We start from the raw sequence: 18402 nt of genomic DNA, 5'->3' as shown, positions 1-18402 counted from the left end.
GAAACTATAACGTGTTCATCGCGTGAGACGGCACATTAGTGTCACTGTCATGTCCTCTCCTCCATCACCCATGCCCTCGGTCCCGATCGAGGCCCGGCTCGCGGCCCTCGAGGAAGGGCTCGACTCGGCACGAGCCCGCCTCGCGGCCGCCGAGACCGCCCAGGGCCGCGTCGCGGACGAACTCGCGATCCTCCGGCTGGTGGCCTCCTACTCCCCGCGGGTGGACTCCGGCGACGCCGAGGGCGTGGCCGAGCTCTGGACCGACGACGGGGTCTACGACGTCGACACCGGGCTACTCGAGGGACACCGGGGTCTGACGGAGATGGTGCGCGGGGACGCCCACCAGGGACTCATCGCACACGGATGCGGCCACGTCCCCGGACTGCCGGTGGTCCTGCTCGACGGAGACCACGCCGTGGCCACCGGGTACACCCAGCTCGTCGTCCGTTCCTCCCGCCCGGGGCGCTACACCGTCATGCGCGTCACGGCCAACCGGTGGGAACTCGAGCGCCGCGGGCCGGTGGACGCGACCGACCGCGGCTGGCGTGTGGTGCTGCGCACCGCGCGCGCGGTGACCGACGACGGCGAGGGACGACGCCTGCTGGGCAGGTCCCGCGAGGGGTAGGTTGGGGGACATGATCCGCCGACGCCCCGCGGGCCCGGACCCCACCCTCCGGGCGGGCCGGCTCGCCCTGCTCACGATGTCCGCGGCCCAGCTGGGATTCCAGTCCATGGTCACCTCCGTGGTCTATCCGACGCTCTTCGAGGGCCCCACCCTCGGGATCGCCGAACGCCAGGCCGACCACGCCCGCCGGATCGCCCCGGTCGCCCTCACCCTGTACGCCTCCGGCCTGGGCGCCGCCGCGTGGGCCACCTACGGATCGGCCCGGTCCGCCGAGCGCGGCGGCCTGGCCGCCACCATCGTCGCGTGCCTGACCACCGTCGCCATTCCGGCCCTCACGGCCGGGGTCGTGCCGCTCCACATGGGCATCGCCCAGGAGCAGGTCACGCGGCCCCGAATTCAGGCACTGTTGGCCTCCGACCGGATCCGGACGGGCCTGGCCGCGATCGGCGTGGCCGCCGCCGCCCACTCACTCAGCAGCCAGTCACTCGGCAGCTAGTCACTCGGCAGTCAGTCACTCAGCCAGCTAGTTACTAGGCAGCTAGTCACTCAGCAACTGAGTCACCTCACGCGGCGGCCGGCCCGTCGACCGACCGGCGGGGCGGCCTCCGACGGGCGACCGCGACGAGCGCACCCACCGCGATCACCGAGACCACCGCGGACATCAGGTGGTACGCGGTGGTGAGCCCGACGACCTCGGCCAGCAGCGCCGCCACCACCGCGGGCACACCCAGGGACAGGTAGGCCACCACGAACAGCGCGGAGAAGATCTCCCCCCGAGCGTCATCGGGGGCGTGCTGCGCCACCAGCGACGTGCCCATGAGGAACAGCAGTCCCATCCCCACGCCGGTCACCATCGCGGCCGCCACGAACCCGGGCACCGACGCCGCCTCGAGCGTCACGGAGGCGGCGACCAGTCCCACCACGAGGGTCACCCCACCGATCACCACTCCCCTGCGCCACTGTTCCTGACCCGCACGCAGGTTCCACACCAGCTGGGCCAGTGCGGCTGCAGCCTGCAGACACGCCACCACCAGCCCGGTGACCAGGTAGTCGGACCGACCGACGAGGTCCTTGGAGATCGCGCCGCCCAGGCCGAGGAAGACCCCGCCGACGGACCAGGAGACGATCACGCACACCGAGGCCAACGCGAACGCCGGCCTCGCCCCGACCGGTACCGCGATCCGCTGGACCCGAACGGCGTCCCGGAACGTCTCCGGTCCGGTGCCCGAGGTCTCGGGCACCAGGAAGACCACACCGGCCAGTAGCGCGGCCAGGATCACGCCCATCAAAACGTACGGGTGGACGAGCGGCGACGACGACGAGGTGGCCACCACGCCCGCCAGGAGCACACCGGCCGCGATACCGAAATTGGTGGTGGAGCTACTGGTGAGCGCTCCCGCGCGCGCGTTCCCGGACGGATGGAGCTCGATGATCGCCGCGGCCGCCGAGCCGGTGACCAGACCGACACCCAGGCCCTGCACCACGCGGGCGGCGATCAGCCACGACACCGACGGCGCCGCGGCCAGCGCGATCATGCTCAGCACCAGCAGGACCAGGCCCGCGATCACCACCGGTCGCCGGCCGATCGCGTCGGACAGGCGCCCCAGGAACAGCAGCGGGACCAGCACCGCCAGTGCGTACACCGCGTAGACCACCGTGATCATGGTCCCGCCGGTCCCCCACGCCTCCTGGTAGTCGACGTACAGCGGAGAGGGTGTCGCGCTCGACATGAGCGCTGCCATCACGACGAGCGCCATCAGAACGAACGGGGTCCACGATCGGCTGGTGCTGTGCACGGGGAGATTCCTGGGGTCGATTCCGCCACGGTCCGATACCCGTCGATGAGAACGGGAGACGGGAAGGGGCGGGAGGAGTGGAGCCTAGGGGATTCGAACCCCTGACATCTGCCTTGCAAAGGCAGCGCTCTACCAACTGAGCTAAGGCCCCGGACCACAAAGCGTGAACGCCGGACCGCGGCTGGCGATCCGGCGTCTGCCGTGCGGGGTGGGCCTAGGAGGACTTGAACCTCCGACCTCCAAATTATCAGTTTGGCGCTCTAACCACCTGAGCTATAGGCCCTCGTACCGAAGCGTTAATCTACCCGACGTCCTCGCCACCGCCCAAATCGGGAAGCCCCGCAGGGCGGTGGGCCGCCTGATCCGCCGGTTCAGTTCCGGCGATCGCTGAGCGTCACCTGCACGCCGCCACCGGTCAGACCGGCGGCGAGATTGTAGATGAACACCGCGAGGGTGCACAGGATCGACAGGAGCAGCACGTTGAGCAGGCCCACGCCGCCGCTGTAGAGGAAGATCGTCGACGGCCCGATCGCGGCCGCGGACTCGTCCCCCGCGACACCGGAGAGCAGCCCTCCCAGCCGGTCCCACACCCCCATGCCGGAGAGCAGGAGGTAGGTCACGCCGATCGCGACCATCCACACCAGGTACAGCGCGAACATCAGTCCGAGCACGGTGGTGAACGCCGACCAGGGGTCGATGCGTCGCAGCACGAGTACCGACTCCATCGGCCCGCGCCGCTCCGTGGGCGGGACCATCGGTGCCGCGCGACCGGCCGCGCCTCCCGAGTGGGCGGTCGAGACCCCCCCGGGCACACCCTCGGCCCGATGCTGGGAGGCGACAGGGAACGCCGTGGTCGCCCGGTTGTCCGCGGCGGTGTCCTCCGCCGGGGTGCGGTCCGCCGGGGTGTGGTCCGCGTACGTGGAGTCCGAATGCGTGGAGTCCGTGCCGGTCGAGGAGTCGACCGAGGGATCTGCCGAGGGGCCCGCCGGCGAACCGGCCGACCCGCCGCCGAAGCCCGGCGCAGGGGTGGACCCCTTGGGCGCCGGGCCGCTGTCGGGTGAGTCGCTCGGGTCGGTCATCGGCTGCTACTCCTTGTCGGTCCCGGCGTCGAGCCGGTCCTCGTCGTCGGGCTCGTCGGCGTTGCGGGCGATCGCCAGCAGCGAGTCGCCTTCGCCGAGGTTCATCAGCCTCACGCCCTTGGTCTGCCGGCCCGCCTTGCGGACCTGCTTGGCGAACGTCCGGATGACGCCGCCACTGGAGGTGATGGCATAGAGCTCGTCCTGCAACTCCACGATCGTCGCGCCGACGAGTTTGCCGCGCTTCGGATCGAACATCAGGGTGAGCACGCCCTTGCCGCCGCGGCCCTGCGCCGCGTACTCGCTCAGCGCAGTGCGCTTGGAGTACCCGCGCTCGGTGGCCACGAGGAGGAAGTACTTCTCCTGATCCGACGACTCGGCTCGTACCACGGACATGCTGAGCAGCGCGTCCCCGTCGTTGAACCGCATGCCCATCACACCGGACGTCGCCCGGCCCATCGGGCGCAGCGTGTCGTCGTTGGCGTGGAAGCGGATCGACTGCCCCTTCTCCGAGACCAACAGCAGGTCGTCCTCGGGACCGGCCAGTGACGCGCCCACCAGCTCGTCACCGTCGCGGAGGTTGACGGCGATGAGACCGCCGGACCGCGGGGAGTCGTAGTCCTCGAGCTTGGACTTCTTGACCAGGCCGTTCCGGGTGGCCAGGACCAGGTACGGCGCGTCCTGGTAGCCCTTGATCCGGATGACCCCGGCGATGCGCTCCTCCGGCTGGAAGGCGAGGAGGTTGGCCACGTGCTGGCCGCGGGCGGTACGGCTGGCCTCGGGCAGCTCGTACGCCTTGACCCGGTAGACCCGCCCCTTGGTGGTGAAGAACAACAGCCAGTCGTGCGTCGAGGAGACGAAGAAGTGCCGGACGATGTCGTCCTGCTTGAGTTCGGCGCCTCGCACGCCCTTCCCGCCGCGCTTCTGGGCGCGGTAGAGGTCGGTGCGGGTCCGCTTGGCGTATCCGGTCTCGGTGATGGTGACGACCACGTCCTCGCGGGCGATCAGATCCTCGTCGGTGACGTCTCCGTCGGCCGGGATGATCACGGTGCGTCGGTCGTCTCCGTACTTCTCGACGATCTCGCGCAGCTCGTCGGACACGATCGCCCGCTGGCGCTCGGGCCGGGCGAGGATGTCCTTGTAGTCGGCGATCTCGAGCTCGATCTGGGCGAGCTGGTCGACGATCTTCTGCCGCTCCAGGGCCGCGAGGCGGCGGAGCTGCATGTCGAGGATGGCCTGGGCCTGGTCGTCGTCGATGTCGAGGAGGTCCTTGAGGCCCTCGCGAGCGATGTCGACGGTCTGCGACCGGCGGATGAGCGCGATGACCTCGTCGAGCGCGTCGAGCGCCTTGACCAGACCGCGCAGGATGTGGGCCCGCCTCTCGGCCTCGTCCAGCAGGTACTGGGTGCGCCGGACGATGACCTCGATCTGGTGCGTGACGTACAGACGCACCAGTTGATGGATCGGCAGGGTGCGCGGCACACCATCGACGATCGACAGCATGTTGGCGCCGAACGACGTCTGCAGCTGGGAGTGCTTGTAGAGATTGTTGAGCACGACCTTCGCCACGGCGTCACGCTTGAGCGTGATGACGATCCGCAGGCCCACGCGGTCGGACGACTCGTCGTCGATCTTGGAGATGCCGGCGATCTTGCCGTCACGCAACTGCTCGGCGATAGACAGGATCATGTTGTCCGGGTTGACCTCGTAGGGCAGCTCGGTGATCACGATGACGGTCCGGTTGCCGTCCTCCTCGATGGAGGTCTTGCCGCGCATCCGGATCGAGCCGCGCCCGGTCGTGTAGGCGTCCCTGATCCCCTGGTCGCCCACGATGAACCCGTGGGTGGGGAAGTCCGGGCCCTTGATGAAGCCCATGCACGCCGCGATCGCCTCGTCGTCACCGGCGTCCGGGTTCTCCAGCGTCCAGTAGACGGCCTCGGCGACCTCGCGGAGATTGTGCGGCGGCATCTTGGTGGCCATCCCCACCGCGATGCCGCTGGACCCGTTGATCAGCAGGTTGGGGACCCGGGACGGCAGGACCACCGGCTCCGACGTCTTACCGTCGTAGTTCGGCTGGAAATCCACCGTGTTCTTCTCGATGTCCCGCACCATCTCCATGGCGAGCGGGGTCATCTTGCACTCGGTGTAGCGCATGGCGGCCGCACCGTCGTTGCCGCGCGAGCCGAAGTTGCCCTGGCCGTCGACCATCGGATAGCGCATCGCCCACGGCTGGGCCAGACGGACCAGGGTGTCGTAGATCGCCGAGTCACCGTGTGGGTGATAGTTGCCCATGGTGTCCGCGACGGGCTTCGCCGACTTCACATACGTGCGGTCGGGCCGGTAGCCGTTGTCCCACATCGCGTACAGAATGCGACGGTGGACGGGTTTGAGCCCGTCCCGCACGTCCGGGAGCGCCCGCCCGACGATGACGCTCATCGAATAATCGATATAGCTTCTCTGCATCTCCGCCTGGATGTCGACCGGTTCAATGCGGTCGTGTCCCCCGGCGTCGGGCGGCAACGTCGTGTCCGTCATGGGCTCCTCTTCGGTTCCTCGTCGCGCTGGCTCTACTCGCCGACGATGTCGCGGGCGCGCGCGTGCGAAACGGCGGCCTTAGGACCCACCCAGTCTATAGGTCCTGCGGAAACGCTGATCGGCGGGCGCGCGGCAGGCGCCTCGATGCACTCCGCCGAGCGCGCCGCCCGTGGCATGCCCACGCCCGTCACTGTGACTCTAGTCTCACTTCATGCGCTCTTCCTCACCACTCTCCGCGCCGATCACCCACCGACGAGTTCTCGCGGGTCTGGCCGCGACCGTGTCCCTGATACTCGGGGCGCTCACGCTGAACCCCGCGGTCGCGGCTGCCGATGACGTCGACCTCCCGGGCGGGTTCTACGACACCCGGACGCTGCCGACCGCCGCGCCCGGCGAGGTCCTCCGCGCCGAATCCGCCGCCCTGCCACTGGCGGTGGCCGTCCCCGGGCTCCCCTCGCTGCCGTCCCCGCTGCCGGCCGTCGCCCGGCGGGTGATCTACCAGACCGCCGATGTCGACGGGGGCCCGGTGGCGACCTCCGGCGCGCTCTACGACCCGACCGCACCATGGCACGGCCCCGGCCCCCGCCCGACCCTGGTCCTCGGGCCGGGCACACAGGGACAGGGCGATCCGTGCGCCCCCTCCCGGAACATCGAGTCCGGGCTCGGAACCAATCCCCGGACCGGTGGTCCGGTGGTGTCCTACGAGGAGGGCTTCGCACTGGTGCTGGCCGCCCGGGGCTTCCGGGTGATGGTCGTGGACTACATCGGCCTCGGCACGCCCGGCATCCACACCTACGCGGACCGTGTGGAACAGGCGCACGCCATGCTCGACGGAGCCCGGGCGGCGCAGGCTCTCACCGGGCAGCAGTCACCCGTGGTCTTCTGGGGCCATTCCCAGGGAGGCGGGGCCTCCGCTGCTGCGGCCGAGTCGGCCCCCGTGTACGCCCCGGAACTGGACGTCCGTGCGGCATACGCCTCTGCGCCCCCGGCCGATCTACTCGCCGTACTCGACCACATCGACGGGTCCAGCCTGACGGGCGCGATCGGCTTCGCCATCAACGGGATGGTCGAGCGGTACCCGGCTGTCCGTCGGGTGGTGGACCGGCACCTCAACGACGCGGGGCGGTCGGCGCTCGACGACCTCTCGGGGCTCTGCCTGGCGGACACCCGCATCGCCTACGGCGGGCACACCACGTCCGGATGGACCACCTCGGGGCGGAGCCTGGGTGAACTGATCCGCGACGAGCCGGACGCGTTGCGGGTCCTCGACCACCAGCGGATCGGTAGCCGCGCGCCCGCCGTGCCGGTGATGTTGGCGGGTGGGGTCAACGACGACATCATCCCGCTGGGGCAGGTCGAGCAGCTGGGTCGCGACTGGTGCGGACAAGGCGCTCCGGTGCATCTGCGGTACGAGACCACCCCGCTGATCCCGGGCGTCACCCACGCCGCCGCCGCGGTGACCAACTTCGAACCCGCCGTGCGGTTCATCATCGATCGTCTGGCCGGACTCCCGGCGCCGAACGACTGCGGGTCGTTCTAACCCATCGGTTGGCGGACATCTCGCAGGGGATCCCATCTCGCAGTCCAGTGATCTCCCACGAGATGTCCGCCAACCGATGGCTGAACTCAGACGTCCAGGAACCTCACATCGCGGGCGTTGCGGGTGATGAAGTTACGACGCGCGTCGACGTCCTCGCCCATGAGGATCGAGAACAGCTCGTCCGCTGCCGCCGCGTCGTCGAGGGTGACCAGTCGCAGGGTCCGCACCGTCGGGTCCATGGTGGTCTCCCACAGTTCCTTGGGGTTCATCTCGCCGAGACCCTTGTACCGCTGGATCCCGTCCTCGACGTTGATCCGACGCTTCTTCTCCAGACCGATCTTGAGCAGTTCGTCACGCTCACGGTCGGAGTAGGCGAAGTCCGGCTCGCCCTTGCCCCACTTGAGCTTGTAGAGGGGCGGCTGCGCCAGGTAGACGTACCCGTGCTCCACCAGCGGCTTCATGAACCGGAACAACAGGGTGAGCAGGAGCGTCGAGATGTGCTGGCCGTCGACGTCGGCGTCGGCCATCAGCACGATCTTGTGATAGCGCACCTTCTCGATATCGAATTCCTCGTGGATCCCCGTACCCAACGCGGTGATGATCGCCTGGACCTCGGTGTTCTTGAGGACCTTGTCGATACGCGACTTCTCGACGTTGATGATCTTCCCCCGCAGCGGGAGGATCGCCTGGAACATCGAGTCGCGGCCGGACTTGGCCGAGCCGCCGGCGGAGTCGCCCTCCACGATGTACAGCTCGGACTTGGCCGGGTCCTTGGAGCGACAGTCGGCCAACTTCCCCGGTAGTCCGCCAATGTCGGTCGCGGACTTGCGGCGGACCATCTCGCGGGCCTTGCGCGCGGCGACGCGGGCCTGGCTCGAGGCGATGCCCTTGTTGATGATCACCCGGGCCTCGGCCGGGTTGGCCTCGAACCAGTGGCCCACGTGCTCGGACACCTGACGCTGGATAAAGCCCTTGACCTCGGTGTTGCCCAGCTTGGTCTTGGTCTGGCCCTCGAACTGCGGGTCCGAGATCTTCGCGGAGATCACGGCGGCGAGGCCCTCGCGGATATCGTCTCCCGTGAGATTCGGGTCCTTCTCCTTGAGGAGCTTCTTCTCGCGCGCGTACTTGTTGACCAGAGAGGTCAACGCCGCACGGAAGCCCTCCTCGTGGGTGCCGCCCTCATGGGTGTTGATGGTGTTGGCGAACGTGTGGACGGATTCCGAGTAGCCCGAGTTCCACTGCATCGCGACCTCGACCTCGTGACCGGTGCCCTTGCCCTCGAAGTAGAGGATCGTCGGGTGGATCGCCGTCTTGGACTTGTTGATCGCGGTGACGTAGTCCTTCAGCCCGTCGGGGTAGTGGAAGGTGCGCTTGCGCTCACGGACCTTCACGGGCTCCACCCGGACCGGCTCGACAGCGTCGGCCGCACCATCGACGAAGGCCGACTCCGCGTCCACCGCGTGTGCGAGATCCGAGCCTTCGTCGGAACCGGGCGCCGAGTCGGATCCGCGTCCCTCACTGTCCGCGATGGCATCCAGTTCCGCGGCCTTCTCCGCCACGGGACGCCGGTCGGTCAACGTGATGGTCAGTCCCTTGTTGAGGAACGCCATCTCCTGGAGACGACGGGCCACCACGTCGAACTCGTACTCCGTGGACTCGAAGATCGACGGATCGGCCCAGAAGCGCACCCGGGTACCGGTCCCCTCCGCGGGTCCGGCGTCGACCAGCTCCGCGGGGACGGCGAGATCGAAGTTCTGCTGCCACAACCGACCATCGCGCTTGATCTCGACCTCGACCCGCGTCGACAGGGCGTTGACCACCGAGATACCCACGCCGTGGAGGCCACCGGACACCGCGTAGGAGTCGGAGTCGAACTTGCCGCCCGCGTGGAGCTGGGTCATGACGACCTGCACGGTGGGCATGCCGGACTCGTGCATCTCGACGGGGATGCCGCGGCCGTCGTCGATCACCTCGACGCCGCCGTCCTCCAGCAGCGTGACCTTGACCCCGGTCGCGTGGCCGGCCATGGCCTCGTCGATCGAGTTGTCCACGACCTCCCAGATCAGGTGGTGCAGACCTCGCGGCCCGGTCGAGCCGATGTACATACCCGGGCGAAGACGGACCGCCTCGAGCCCTTCGAGCACGGTGATCGACGACGCGCCATAGTCGTTCGAGCCGTTCTTGTTGGCCTTGCTCTTGGCGTCCGCCACGTGCGAACTCCTCGCGTCTCGGGGGTCTGGGACCGGCCCAGTCTACCTGCGACAACCCGCACGCGGCCCGCGGGCTCGCCGCGACCGGCCCCACGAGGCGGCCGAGCCCACTCTCACCCGTAGGTGTCGCGCGGTCCGCGACCGGACACGTGCAACGGGCCCATCCGCCAACTCGGCTTCTCCGGTCCCTCGATCTTCAGGCGACGGACGTGACCCGGCCCCATCGCCGCGGCGATCTTGCGGAGGATGTCGGCCGCCACCAACCGGAGCTGGGTGGCCCACGCGGTGCTGGATGCGCGGACGTACAGGACGCCCTCCTCCAGACGCTCCGGCGTGGCGTGCGCGGACATGTCCTCACCGACGATCCGGTCCCATTCCGCGAAGAGCCGGCCGGTGGTCACCTTGTCGTCCCAACCCCGTCTCTTGGCCACCTGCCCCACGAGGCGGCCGAGAGGTTGCGGGTCCCAGGGATCGGCACCCGCACCGGTCCATCCGCGCTTGCGCAGACGCTTGCCGCCGCCCACCGGACCGGTACGACCACGGCCGACCTGCTTACCGTCGGCCCGGGCCCGGGCCCGCGCCTCCTCGAGGGCCTGCCTGGCGATGTCATAACCACGTTGCGGCTTGTCGGACGGTGTTTCTCCGCCCCTGTTCTGGTCGCTGGTCACGGCTGGTCCTCACTGTCGATAACGTGGTTCTCGTCGTCGTCTTCCTGACCGGTGTACGCGCGGGACACCGTCATCGCCGAGTGACGACCCGAGCCCTCACCGGTCATCACCACGTCATGACGGGTACCCCGCAACCCTTCGGGGACGTCCTCCCCGACCGCCGCGGTGACCAGGACCTGTTCCACCCCGAGCGCCACGTCCGCGAGCGCAGCGCGACGGTGACGGTCGAGTTCGGCGAACACGTCGTCCAGCAGCAGTACCGGCTCGATGCCGTCCGCACGCAGCAACCCGAGCGATCCGAGTCTCAGCGCCAGTGCGAACGACCACGTCTCACCGTGGCTCGCGAACCCCTTGGCGGGCTCCTCGCCGAGAGTCAGGAGCACGTCGTCCCGGTGCGGGCCGACGAGAGACAATCCCCGGTCGATCTCGTCCTGCCGTCGTCTGCCCAGTTCGGTGAGCAGAACGGCCTCGATGAAACCGGGGTCGGTCAGTTCGGACTGTGCCGGCGGTTCGGCGACCCGGAACCGATACGTCATGTCGGCGGACCGGGACTCGGGGGCCAGACCGCGATAGGCCTCGGCGACCAGCGGGCGCAGCTCCTCCAACAGACCGATCCGACCCGCGACGATCCTCGACCCCAGTTCGGCGATCCGGCCGTCCCACACGTCGAGTGTGTCCAGGGCGGCCGTGGCCTCATCGCCCCGTCCACGCCGGAGCGCACCGGACGCCGACTTGAGCAGCGCCGAGCGTTGCCTGAGTACCGAGGTGTACTCGGCGAGATCCCCACCGTGGGCCGGCCGCCGCTGGACCAGGAGTTCGTCGAGCAGTCTCCGTCGTTCGGCCGGTTCGCCCCTGACCAGCGCCAGGTCCTCGGGAGCGAAGAGCACCGACTGGACCACCCCCAGGATGTCACCGAGGCGCCGGCAGGGCGAGGTGTTGAGACGCGCCCGGTTGGCCTTGCCGGAGTTGAGGGCAAGTTCGACCGTGAGTTCGCGGCCGGCGTTGTGGGCGAGCGCACCCATCAGGGCCGTCGCCGCTCCCGTGCGGATCATCGGTGAGTCGGTCGCCACCCGATGGGACCTCAGGGTCGACAGCACCCCGATCGCCTCGAGGATGTTCGTCTTTCCGTGACCGTTACGACCCACGAACGTGGTGACCCCGGGCTCGAGCTCCATCTCCAGCAGCGGCCAGGAACGGAAATCCAGGAGTCTCAGGTGACGCAGGTGCATGCCGGTTGTCCTGGGACGAGCCGGGTCAGCCCGGTAGGCGGACCGGCATGAGCAGGTAGGTGTGGTTCGACTCGACGGGCGCGATCGCGCCGTCGGCATCCGGGGACGGCGGGGTCTCCGGCGCCGGCCGGAGCACCGCGGGCCTGCTGGCCTGGGTGAATCCGAACGCGACGCGCGCCGAGTGCATGCTCCCGAGACCGTCGAGCAGGTAACCCGGGTTGAACGCGATGGTCAACGGCTCGCCGAGGAAGTCCACCGGCAGGGTCTCCGAGGCCTGGGCCGCGTCGTCGCCACCTGCGGAGAGGGCCAGCTCACCATCGGAGAACGACATCCGGACCTGCACGCCACGGTCGGCGACCAGGGCGACTCGCTTGATGGCCTGGACCAGTCCGTCGACCTGCACGATCGCCATCGACGTGTGCTGCGTCGGCAGCAGCTGACGAACCTTGGGGAACTCCGCGTCCAGGAGGCGCGTGGTGGTGCGCTGTCCCGAGACCAGCACACCCATGATGCCGTCGGCCCCGACCTCCGAGCCGGCGCCGAGGCTCAGGTCGACGCGGCCGCCCTGACCCGCCGAGCGGGTCACCTCGGACAGCGTCTTGGCCGGGATGAGGACCTCGACGGCGACGTCGTCACGAGCGGGCTCCCATTCGAGATCCCGGATGGCGAGCCGGAACCTGTCGGTGGCGATGAGCGTGACCCGGGGGCCCTCGATCTCCATCCGGATACCGGTGAGCATCGGCAGCGTGTCGTCTTTTCCTGCCGCCACCGCGACCTGGGCGACGGCCTCGGAGAACGCGTCGACCGCGGCCGAACCGGTGACCCCGGGCATCGCGGGCAGCTGCGGGTAGTCCTCCACCGGCATCGTCGGCAGGGTGAACTTGGCGGATCCACAATTGATGTACATCTTCTGCGCACTCACGGTCACCTCGACCGGGCGGTCCGGGAGCGCGCGGGCGATGTCCGCCAGCAGTCGACCCGAGACGAGGGTGCTCCCCGGCTCGGAGACCTCGGCCGGGACGGAGACCTGGGCGGAGGTCTCGTAGTCGAAACCGGAGATCGTCAGACCCGAGTCGGCCTCCAGGAGAACCCCACCGAGGATCGGAACCGACGGTCGTGACGGCAGGGTCCGTGCCACCCAGGCCACCGAATCTGCGAAGTCCTCGCGGGTGACGCGGAACGTCGGATCCGTGATCTCCATCGGTGACCTCTTTCTGGGCGGGGCGGATACCGGGAGGCGGTATCTGGACGGGTGGTCGGTTCGCGGCGGGAGCAGTGGAACTCTCTGGCCTCGGTCGGTGTCCGACGAAGCATCTCCATGAGAGTAACCGCTCCCACCGACAGCCGGAACACGGACTCCTGTAACCCGGTCAAGCAGGCTCGCCGTTCCACATGCCTACTTCTTACAAGAACTCTATAGAGAGATAAGAGGTAGTAGTAGGTCCTGTGAAATTGTTAGCGGAGCGCCCTTCTCGCAGGTCCGGAGCGATTTCAGGGTGTGGACCGATCACGCTCATCCTGTGACTTCCCCGACCGCTCGGTGGAATCACAGATTTCGGTCCACCGTCTGTCCACCGTCGGTCCACAGGAAACCACAGAGTTGTCCACAGGTGTGAAGGGTGTGAAAACAGGTGTGAACGAGGTCACAGTTGCATCGCGGGGCGGGTGGACCGGTCGACGGCGGGCGCTCCACGGGGCCGGCCTCGGAAGGCTGCGGCGAGGGTGCGGCGAAGTGGCGTCGGTAGCGACGCAGCAAACAGGACGAGCGTACGAGCGAGCCGCTCCAGGCCCGCGTGTAGCGGACCCGTCAGAGTGAACGCGAGCGCTCCTTGATCCGGGCGGTGAGCTCCTGGATCTGGTCGTACGTGCGCCGGTCGTCCTTGATCTCCTTGAGGATCTTGCGCTGGGCGTACATGACCGTGGTGTGGTCCTTGCCGCCGAAGGTGACGCCGATCTTGGGCAGTGAGAGGTCGGTGAGCTCCCGGCACAGATACATCGCTATCTGTCGGGCACGGGAGAGTGAGCGGGTCTTGGAGGTGCCGCAGAGCTCGTCGATGCTGGTGGAGAAGAACTCTGCGGTGACCGCCATGATGGTGGCCGCCGAGATCTGCAGGGAGTCGTCGTCGGACACCACGTCGCGCAGCACCACCTCCGCCAGCGGGACGTCGATCTCGTGGCCGTTGAGGGATGCGAACGCCACGACCCTGATGAGTGCGCCTTCGAGTTCGCGGATGTTGCGTTGGACGCGGGTGGCGATGAGTTCCAGGACGTCGCGGGGAACCACGTAGTTCTCCGACTTGGCCTTCTTGTCGATGATCGCGATGCGCGTCTCGAGTTCGGGAGGTTGGATGTCCGTGATCAGACCCCACTCGAAGCGGGTGCGCAGCCGGTCTTCGAGCGGTTGGAGCTGCTTCGGGGGGCGGTCGGAGGAGATGACGATCTGCTTCTGGGCGTTGTGGATCGTGTTGAACGTGTGGAAGAACTCCTCCTGGACCTGTTCCTTGCCGATGAGGAACTGGATGTCGTCCACCAGGAGGATGTCCGCTTCCCGGTACCGCTTCTTGAACATGTTCTGGCGTCCGTCGCGGACGGAGTTGATGAAGTCGTTCGTGAACTCCTCCGTGGAGACGTACTTGACCTTCTGCTCGGAGTACATCCGGAGGGAGTAGTGGCCGATCGCGTGGAGCAGGTGGGTCTTGCCGAGACCCGATTCACCCCAGATGAACAGCGGGTTGTAGGCGCGCGCGGGCGCCTCGGCCACGGCGAGCGCGGCGGCACGGGCGAACCGGTTGGAGTTGCCCTGGACGAACGCGCTGAAGGTGTAGCGCTCGTTGAGTCCGGGAGCGGTGGCTGCGGACAGTGCCTCGTCCCGGTCGCTGCCGTGGAGGAGCCGTTCGGCCGCGATCTGTTCCTCCGTCATCCGGACGGGTCGGGAGGTGGCCGGCGGATGTGACGGGTCGGGCTCGGGCCGGTGGATCTCGTCGACGTCGATGCGCGCGTCGTCGTCATCGGTCTGATGGTGGCGTCCGGCGAGGGAGGTGTCCACCTTGACGGCCAGGTCCACGGGTTCCCCGAGCTGCGAACTCAGTGCCCGCGTGATCGGGCCGCGGAGCACCGATTCGATGTTGTCGCGGGCGAACGCCGACGGCGCGGCGAGCATCGCGAAGCCGTTGACCACGGCGATGGGCTGGACCAGACGCAACCAGGCCTGTTGCTGCCGGGACAGCGCCGGGTTGTCGTCGCTCGCCAGCGCCGGGTCGGTCAGTTTGTCGAGGACCGCATTCCACACGTGTTCGAGTTCAGGAGCCACGGTGGGCGGTCTCCTCTCGTCGGCGTGAAGCGGCTCCGGGTGGCCGGGGCATCCGGCGGACGCCGGGCACCACACTCTATCCACAGGCTCCGACCCAGGTCTACCGAGGTATCCACATGGTTGTCCACAGCTGTGGAAGATAGACCGCTCCCGTGGTGACGGGGTCGGTCTTCAGTGGGTGAGGGTTGGACGTACTGATCTAAGGACTACTTCGGACGGCCCGGGTGGGGCTCGATGATGAATGACCGTAACAACACCGTGAACTCGTGGGCAACCCTCAAGATCAACTGGAGGGCGGATGTCAAGCATCCTCGGGGCTCGGCGTGTTGTCGTGGCCTGCGGGGTGGTAAGCGTGGTGCGGATGGGATTACACGGTTTGGTCGCCGGGGACCCGTGCGCGTAATCTTTAACAGTCTGTCGCGCGCCCGTGGGGCGTGCGGCGCGTCGTGGTACCGCCGTCCGGTGGTGCCGGCGACGACATCTTGAACTCGACCGGGCGCACGAGTGGCGCCTACTTCACGTGAGGAGCCAACCATGGCCAAGGGCAAGCGGACTTTCCAGCCGAACAACCGTCGTCGCGCCAAGGTGCACGGCTTCCGTCTCCGGATGCGTACGCGCGCCGGCCGCGGGATCGTCGGCGATCGTCGCCGCAAGGGCCGCGCTTCGCTGACGGCCTGATCCGGGTCGGGGTGGCTGGTGCTTCCCAGGGCCCATCGACTCCACCGTTCCGCTGATTTCGCGACGGTGGTGCGGCAGGGTGCCAGGAAGGGCCGTCGGACCATGGTCGTGCACGCCCACGTGGACTCCTCGGATGTCCGCGTGGGCGGTCCGCGTTTCGGCCTGGTCGTCAGTAAAGCCGTCGGGGATTCGGTGACCCGTCACCGTGTCAGCCGGCGGCTTCGTCATGTCGCGGCCGAAATGCTGGGGGACGTCCGGCCCGATCTGCTCGTGGTGATCAGGGCCAATCCGGCCTCGGCGACGGCCACCCACTCGGATCTGGTTCGCGACATGCGTACCGGGCTCGCCTCCGCGGTCGCCCGCGCCCTGGAGGTCCGGGCGTGAGCGCGGGTCGCCACGGGCCCGTCGCGCGGGTGCTCCTGTGGATGCTCGACTTCTACCAGAAGGGCATCTCACCTCTCACCCCTCCGAGCTGCCGGTTCGAACCCACGTGCAGCAGCTATGCCGTCGAGGCCGTCCGTGTGCACGGTGCCTGGTACGGGACCTGGTTGTCCGTGTGGCGGTTGCTGAGGTGTGGGCCCTGGACACCCGGCGGATGGGACCCCGTCCCCGAGCCACGTGCTCCCGACCGATTCGCGGATCACGCCGATCACGCGCACGAGCATCACGACAATTCCGAACGAAGCTAGGACTCAAGCACCGATGTCGTTCATCACCGACCCCCTGGTCTATTACCCCATCTCCGGGATCCTGTGGTTCTGGCACAAGATCTTCGCGTTCCTCGGTGGTCTACTGCCGTGGGTGGAGTCGGCGGATTCGAGCGGCATCATCTGGGCGCTCTCCGTGATCTTCCTCGTGGTGACTCTCCGGATCATGCTGTTCTGGCCGGCGGCCAAACAGATCCGCTTCTCGCGGAAGATGCAGGAGATGCAGCCCCGGATGAAGGAGCTGCAGAAACGCTACAAGAACGATCGCGAGAAGCTCGCGACCGAGACGCGCAAGATGCAGAAGCAGGAGGGTTTCAATCCCGTCCTGGGCTGCCTGCCGATGTTCATCCAGATCCCCGTGTTCCTCGGCCTGTTCCATGTGCTCCGGTCCTTCAACCGCATGGGTGACGCCTTCGGCGCCCTCGGGATGACCGCGGAGGAGACCCGCAACACCGGCAACTACGTCTTCAACGCCGACGAGGTGCAGAGTTTCCTGGATGCCCGGCTGTTCGGGGCCCCTCTGTCGTCCTTCATCTCGCAGCCGGTCGAGCAGTTCCAGGCATTCGTCGATCCCGGCGCGGCGCTGGATTTCGAGCGCTGGAACATCATCCTGGTGGCCATCCCGTTGATGATCGTCTCTGCGGTCACGACCCATCTCAACGCCCGGATCTCGCTGTCCCGTCAGTCCCCCGAGGCGGCCGCCAACCCGCAGGCGAAGATCATGAACCAGTTGATGCTGTGGGCGTTCCCCATCGGCATCCTGGTGACGGGCGCGTTCTGGCCCATGGCGATTCTCGTTTACATGGTCACCAACAACCTGTGGACTCTGGGCCAGCAGTACTACCTGTTCGAGAAGATGGCCAAGGAGGATGACGTCGCGGCGCTCAAGCGGCGTGAGGAGCAGAAGACCCTGGCGCCCAAGGTGGGGGTGAAGCCGGTGAACCCGAAGAAGGCCAGGGGTGTTGCGGCGGGCGCTGCCGTGGCCTCTCCGGTGACGGTGGAGGCTACGGGGGACGACGACGACGACGAGGTGGACTCCTCTGCGACGATCGAGCCAGCACCGTCCCCGGGCGCCACTCCACGTCCCGGTCAGAAGCCGCAGCAACCCGGGGGTCAGCGAACCCGGCCGGCCCAGAAGACCGGTGGCGGCGGCGGGAAGAACAAGAAGAAGAAAAAGAAGCGCTGACCGCGGTTCGATTCGACTACCGACAAGGTCCCCGATGCTCCGGCGCCGGGGACCTTGTCCCATACTTGGGGGAAGTATTCGTCGGCTCGTACGGGCCGGGCGATCGGCGGTCATGACGGAGGCAGATCCATGTCGAAGAAGAACATCGAGGTGTCGGAGGAGCGTCTAGTCGAGGAGGGCGAGGTGGCCGGCGACTACCTCGAACAGCTCTTGGACATCCTGGACTTCGACGGGGATATCGATCTGGACGTGGAGGGTGATCGCGCAGTCGTGAGCATCGACGGCAGCGAGGATCTCGATCGTCTGGTCGGCTCGGACGGGGCGGTCCTCGATGCCGTTCAGGAACTCACCCGGCTGGCCGTGCAGCAGGAGCTGGGCGATCGAAGTCGGTTGATGCTCGATATCTCCGGCTGGCGTGCCGCCAAGCGGGAGGCACTGACCGAGTCCGGCCGTGTCGCGGCCCAGCGGGTCCTGGAGTCGGGGCAATCCGAGGAGCTGGAGCCGATGACTCCGTTCGAACGCAAGGTGATCCACGATGCGATAGCAGAGATAGAGGGCGTGACGTCGGATTCCACCGGGGTCGAGCCCGAACGGCGAGTGGTCGTACTGCCGGAATGATCGTCTGCGGTTGTGGGAGCGCATGAACGAGGTTGGGGGCGTGGACATCGGGTCCGCGCCCCTGCTCCGTGTAGAGGGCATGACTTACAGCATTGTTATTCGCCGGTGTTTCACGTGAAACCGGGGCCGGTCAACAGTAGAACGGGGCTGCGTAGCGATGGATCAGCACACTAGCGACGAAACATCACGTGACGGCTTGGGTAATTTCCCTGCCCGTACGTCCC

General features: G+C 67.8%; 16 protein-coding genes and 2 tRNA genes. 8 read left to right on the top strand and 10 right to left on the bottom strand.

Going from position 1 to position 18402, the window contains the following annotated elements; translation table 11 throughout:
• Nucleotides 1-49 precede the first annotated feature (49 nt).
• Both NJE57_RS11975 and NJE57_RS11970 read left to right on the top strand, forming a co-directional pair.
• Nucleotides 50-625 (top strand): nuclear transport factor 2 family protein, encoded by a 576-nt coding sequence (locus NJE57_RS11975; protein ID WP_319028657.1) that lies wholly within the window; start codon nt 50-52, stop codon nt 623-625.
• Between the two features lie 10 nt (nt 626-635).
• Complete coding sequence (locus NJE57_RS11970; RefSeq protein ID WP_319028656.1) at nt 636-1121, top strand: hypothetical protein; 486 nt, start codon at nt 636-638, stop codon at nt 1119-1121.
• 67 nt (nt 1122-1188) lie between these two features.
• On the opposite strand, the gene NJE57_RS11965 is transcribed toward NJE57_RS11970, so the two are convergent.
• The 5 genes from NJE57_RS11965 to gyrA form a co-directional block, all read right to left on the bottom strand.
• Nucleotides 1189-2421, bottom strand: a complete 1233-nt coding sequence (locus NJE57_RS11965; RefSeq protein WP_319028655.1) for an MFS transporter — start codon at nt 2419-2421, stop codon at nt 1189-1191.
• 78 nt (nt 2422-2499) lie between these two features.
• Nucleotides 2500-2572: transfer RNA gene (locus NJE57_RS11960), tRNA-Ala, on the bottom strand.
• A gap of 58 nt (nt 2573-2630) precedes the next feature.
• Nucleotides 2631-2704: transfer RNA gene (locus tag NJE57_RS11955), tRNA-Ile, on the bottom strand.
• Nucleotides 2705-2792: 88 nt separating this feature from the next.
• Nucleotides 2793-3500, bottom strand: coding sequence for a DUF3566 domain-containing protein (locus NJE57_RS11950; RefSeq protein ID WP_319028654.1), 708 nt, complete (start codon nt 3498-3500; stop codon nt 2793-2795).
• Nucleotides 3501-3506: 6 nt separating this feature from the next.
• A complete protein-coding gene (gyrA, locus tag NJE57_RS11945) occupies nt 3507-6032 on the bottom strand; it encodes a DNA gyrase subunit A (protein WP_319028653.1) in 2526 nt (841 codons plus the stop codon).
• A gap of 211 nt (nt 6033-6243) precedes the next feature.
• Here gyrA and NJE57_RS11940 point away from each other — a divergent pair, with 211 nt between their 5' ends.
• Entirely contained in the window at nt 6244-7572 is a 1329-nt protein-coding gene (locus NJE57_RS11940) for a lipase family protein (RefSeq protein ID WP_319028652.1), read from the top strand.
• Between the two features lie 86 nt (nt 7573-7658).
• Here NJE57_RS11940 and gyrB read toward each other — a convergent pair whose 3' ends face one another.
• The 5 genes from gyrB to dnaA form a co-directional block, all read right to left on the bottom strand.
• Nucleotides 7659-9782: a DNA topoisomerase (ATP-hydrolyzing) subunit B gene (gyrB, locus tag NJE57_RS11935; protein WP_319028651.1), complete on the bottom strand. Its 2124-nt coding sequence runs from the start codon at nt 9780-9782 to the stop codon at nt 7659-7661.
• Between the two features lie 113 nt (nt 9783-9895).
• Complete coding sequence (locus NJE57_RS11930; RefSeq protein ID WP_319028650.1) at nt 9896-10450, bottom strand: DciA family protein; 555 nt, start codon at nt 10448-10450, stop codon at nt 9896-9898.
• Nucleotides 10447-11679 carry a DNA replication/repair protein RecF gene (gene recF / locus NJE57_RS11925; RefSeq protein ID WP_319028649.1) on the bottom strand — a complete coding sequence of 411 codons (1233 nt, stop codon included), beginning with the start codon at nt 11677-11679 and terminating at the stop codon, nt 10447-10449. The genes NJE57_RS11930 and recF overlap by 4 nt, the downstream gene beginning before the upstream one ends.
• A gap of 25 nt (nt 11680-11704) precedes the next feature.
• Nucleotides 11705-12880: a DNA polymerase III subunit beta gene (gene dnaN, locus NJE57_RS11920; protein WP_319028648.1), complete on the bottom strand. Its 1176-nt coding sequence runs from the start codon at nt 12878-12880 to the stop codon at nt 11705-11707.
• Nucleotides 12881-13486: 606 nt separating this feature from the next.
• The gene (gene dnaA / locus NJE57_RS11915) at nt 13487-14989 is read right to left on the bottom strand and encodes a chromosomal replication initiator protein DnaA (RefSeq protein WP_413464406.1); all 1503 of its coding nucleotides are present in this window, start codon (nt 14987-14989) and stop codon (nt 13487-13489) included.
• Nucleotides 14990-15523: 534 nt separating this feature from the next.
• Here dnaA and rpmH point away from each other — a divergent pair.
• The 5 genes from rpmH to NJE57_RS11890 all read left to right on the top strand — a co-directional run bounded on the left by rpmH (nt 15524) and on the right by NJE57_RS11890 (nt 18178).
• Complete coding sequence (gene rpmH, locus NJE57_RS11910) at nt 15524-15667, top strand: 50S ribosomal protein L34 (protein WP_319028647.1); 144 nt, start codon at nt 15524-15526, stop codon at nt 15665-15667.
• Nucleotides 15668-15685: 18 nt separating this feature from the next.
• Nucleotides 15686-16051 (top strand): ribonuclease P protein component, encoded by a 366-nt coding sequence (gene rnpA / locus NJE57_RS11905; protein ID WP_319028646.1) that lies wholly within the window; start codon nt 15686-15688, stop codon nt 16049-16051.
• Between the two features lie 41 nt (nt 16052-16092).
• Nucleotides 16093-16356, top strand: a complete 264-nt coding sequence (gene yidD / locus NJE57_RS11900; RefSeq protein ID WP_413464409.1) for a membrane protein insertion efficiency factor YidD — start codon at nt 16093-16095, stop codon at nt 16354-16356.
• Nucleotides 16357-16369: 13 nt separating this feature from the next.
• Complete coding sequence (yidC, locus tag NJE57_RS11895) at nt 16370-17560, top strand: membrane protein insertase YidC (RefSeq protein ID WP_319028643.1); 1191 nt, start codon at nt 16370-16372, stop codon at nt 17558-17560.
• A 129-nt stretch (nt 17561-17689) separates the two neighbouring features.
• Nucleotides 17690-18178: a protein jag gene (locus NJE57_RS11890; RefSeq protein WP_319028642.1), complete on the top strand. Its 489-nt coding sequence runs from the start codon at nt 17690-17692 to the stop codon at nt 18176-18178.
• Nucleotides 18179-18402 lie beyond the last annotated feature (224 nt).

Source organism: Dietzia sp. PP-33 (genome assembly GCF_033790845.1).
In the GTDB taxonomy this organism is placed as follows: domain Bacteria; phylum Actinomycetota; class Actinomycetes; order Mycobacteriales; family Mycobacteriaceae; genus Dietzia.
The sequence above is the reverse complement of the archived record's forward strand: the minus strand, read 5'-3'. Positions and strand labels throughout refer to the sequence as shown.

What these genes read in the sequence shown, in the direction of transcription:
- NJE57_RS11975 (WP_319028657.1), top strand. Translation starts at nt 50, where the DNA reads ATGTCCTCTCCTCCATCACCCATGCCCTCGGTCCCGATCGAGGCCCGG.
- NJE57_RS11970 (WP_319028656.1), top strand. Translation starts at nt 636, where the DNA reads ATGATCCGCCGACGCCCCGCGGGCCCGGACCCCACCCTCCGGGCGGGC.
- NJE57_RS11950 (WP_319028654.1), bottom strand. Translation starts at nt 3,500, where the DNA reads ATGACCGACCCGAGCGACTCACCCGACAGCGGCCCGGCGCCCAAGGGG.
- gyrA (WP_319028653.1), bottom strand. Translation starts at nt 6,032, where the DNA reads ATGACGGACACGACGTTGCCGCCCGACGCCGGGGGACACGACCGCATT.
- NJE57_RS11940 (WP_319028652.1), top strand. Translation starts at nt 6,244, where the DNA reads ATGCGCTCTTCCTCACCACTCTCCGCGCCGATCACCCACCGACGAGTT.
- recF (WP_319028649.1), bottom strand. Translation starts at nt 11,679, where the DNA reads ATGCACCTGCGTCACCTGAGACTCCTGGATTTCCGTTCCTGGCCGCTG.
- dnaN (WP_319028648.1), bottom strand. Translation starts at nt 12,880, where the DNA reads ATGGAGATCACGGATCCGACGTTCCGCGTCACCCGCGAGGACTTCGCA.
- rpmH (WP_319028647.1), top strand. Translation starts at nt 15,524, where the DNA reads ATGGCCAAGGGCAAGCGGACTTTCCAGCCGAACAACCGTCGTCGCGCC.
- yidD (WP_413464409.1), top strand. Translation starts at nt 16,093, where the DNA reads ATGCTCGACTTCTACCAGAAGGGCATCTCACCTCTCACCCCTCCGAGC.
- yidC (WP_319028643.1), top strand. Translation starts at nt 16,370, where the DNA reads ATGTCGTTCATCACCGACCCCCTGGTCTATTACCCCATCTCCGGGATC.
- NJE57_RS11890 (WP_319028642.1), top strand. Translation starts at nt 17,690, where the DNA reads ATGTCGAAGAAGAACATCGAGGTGTCGGAGGAGCGTCTAGTCGAGGAG.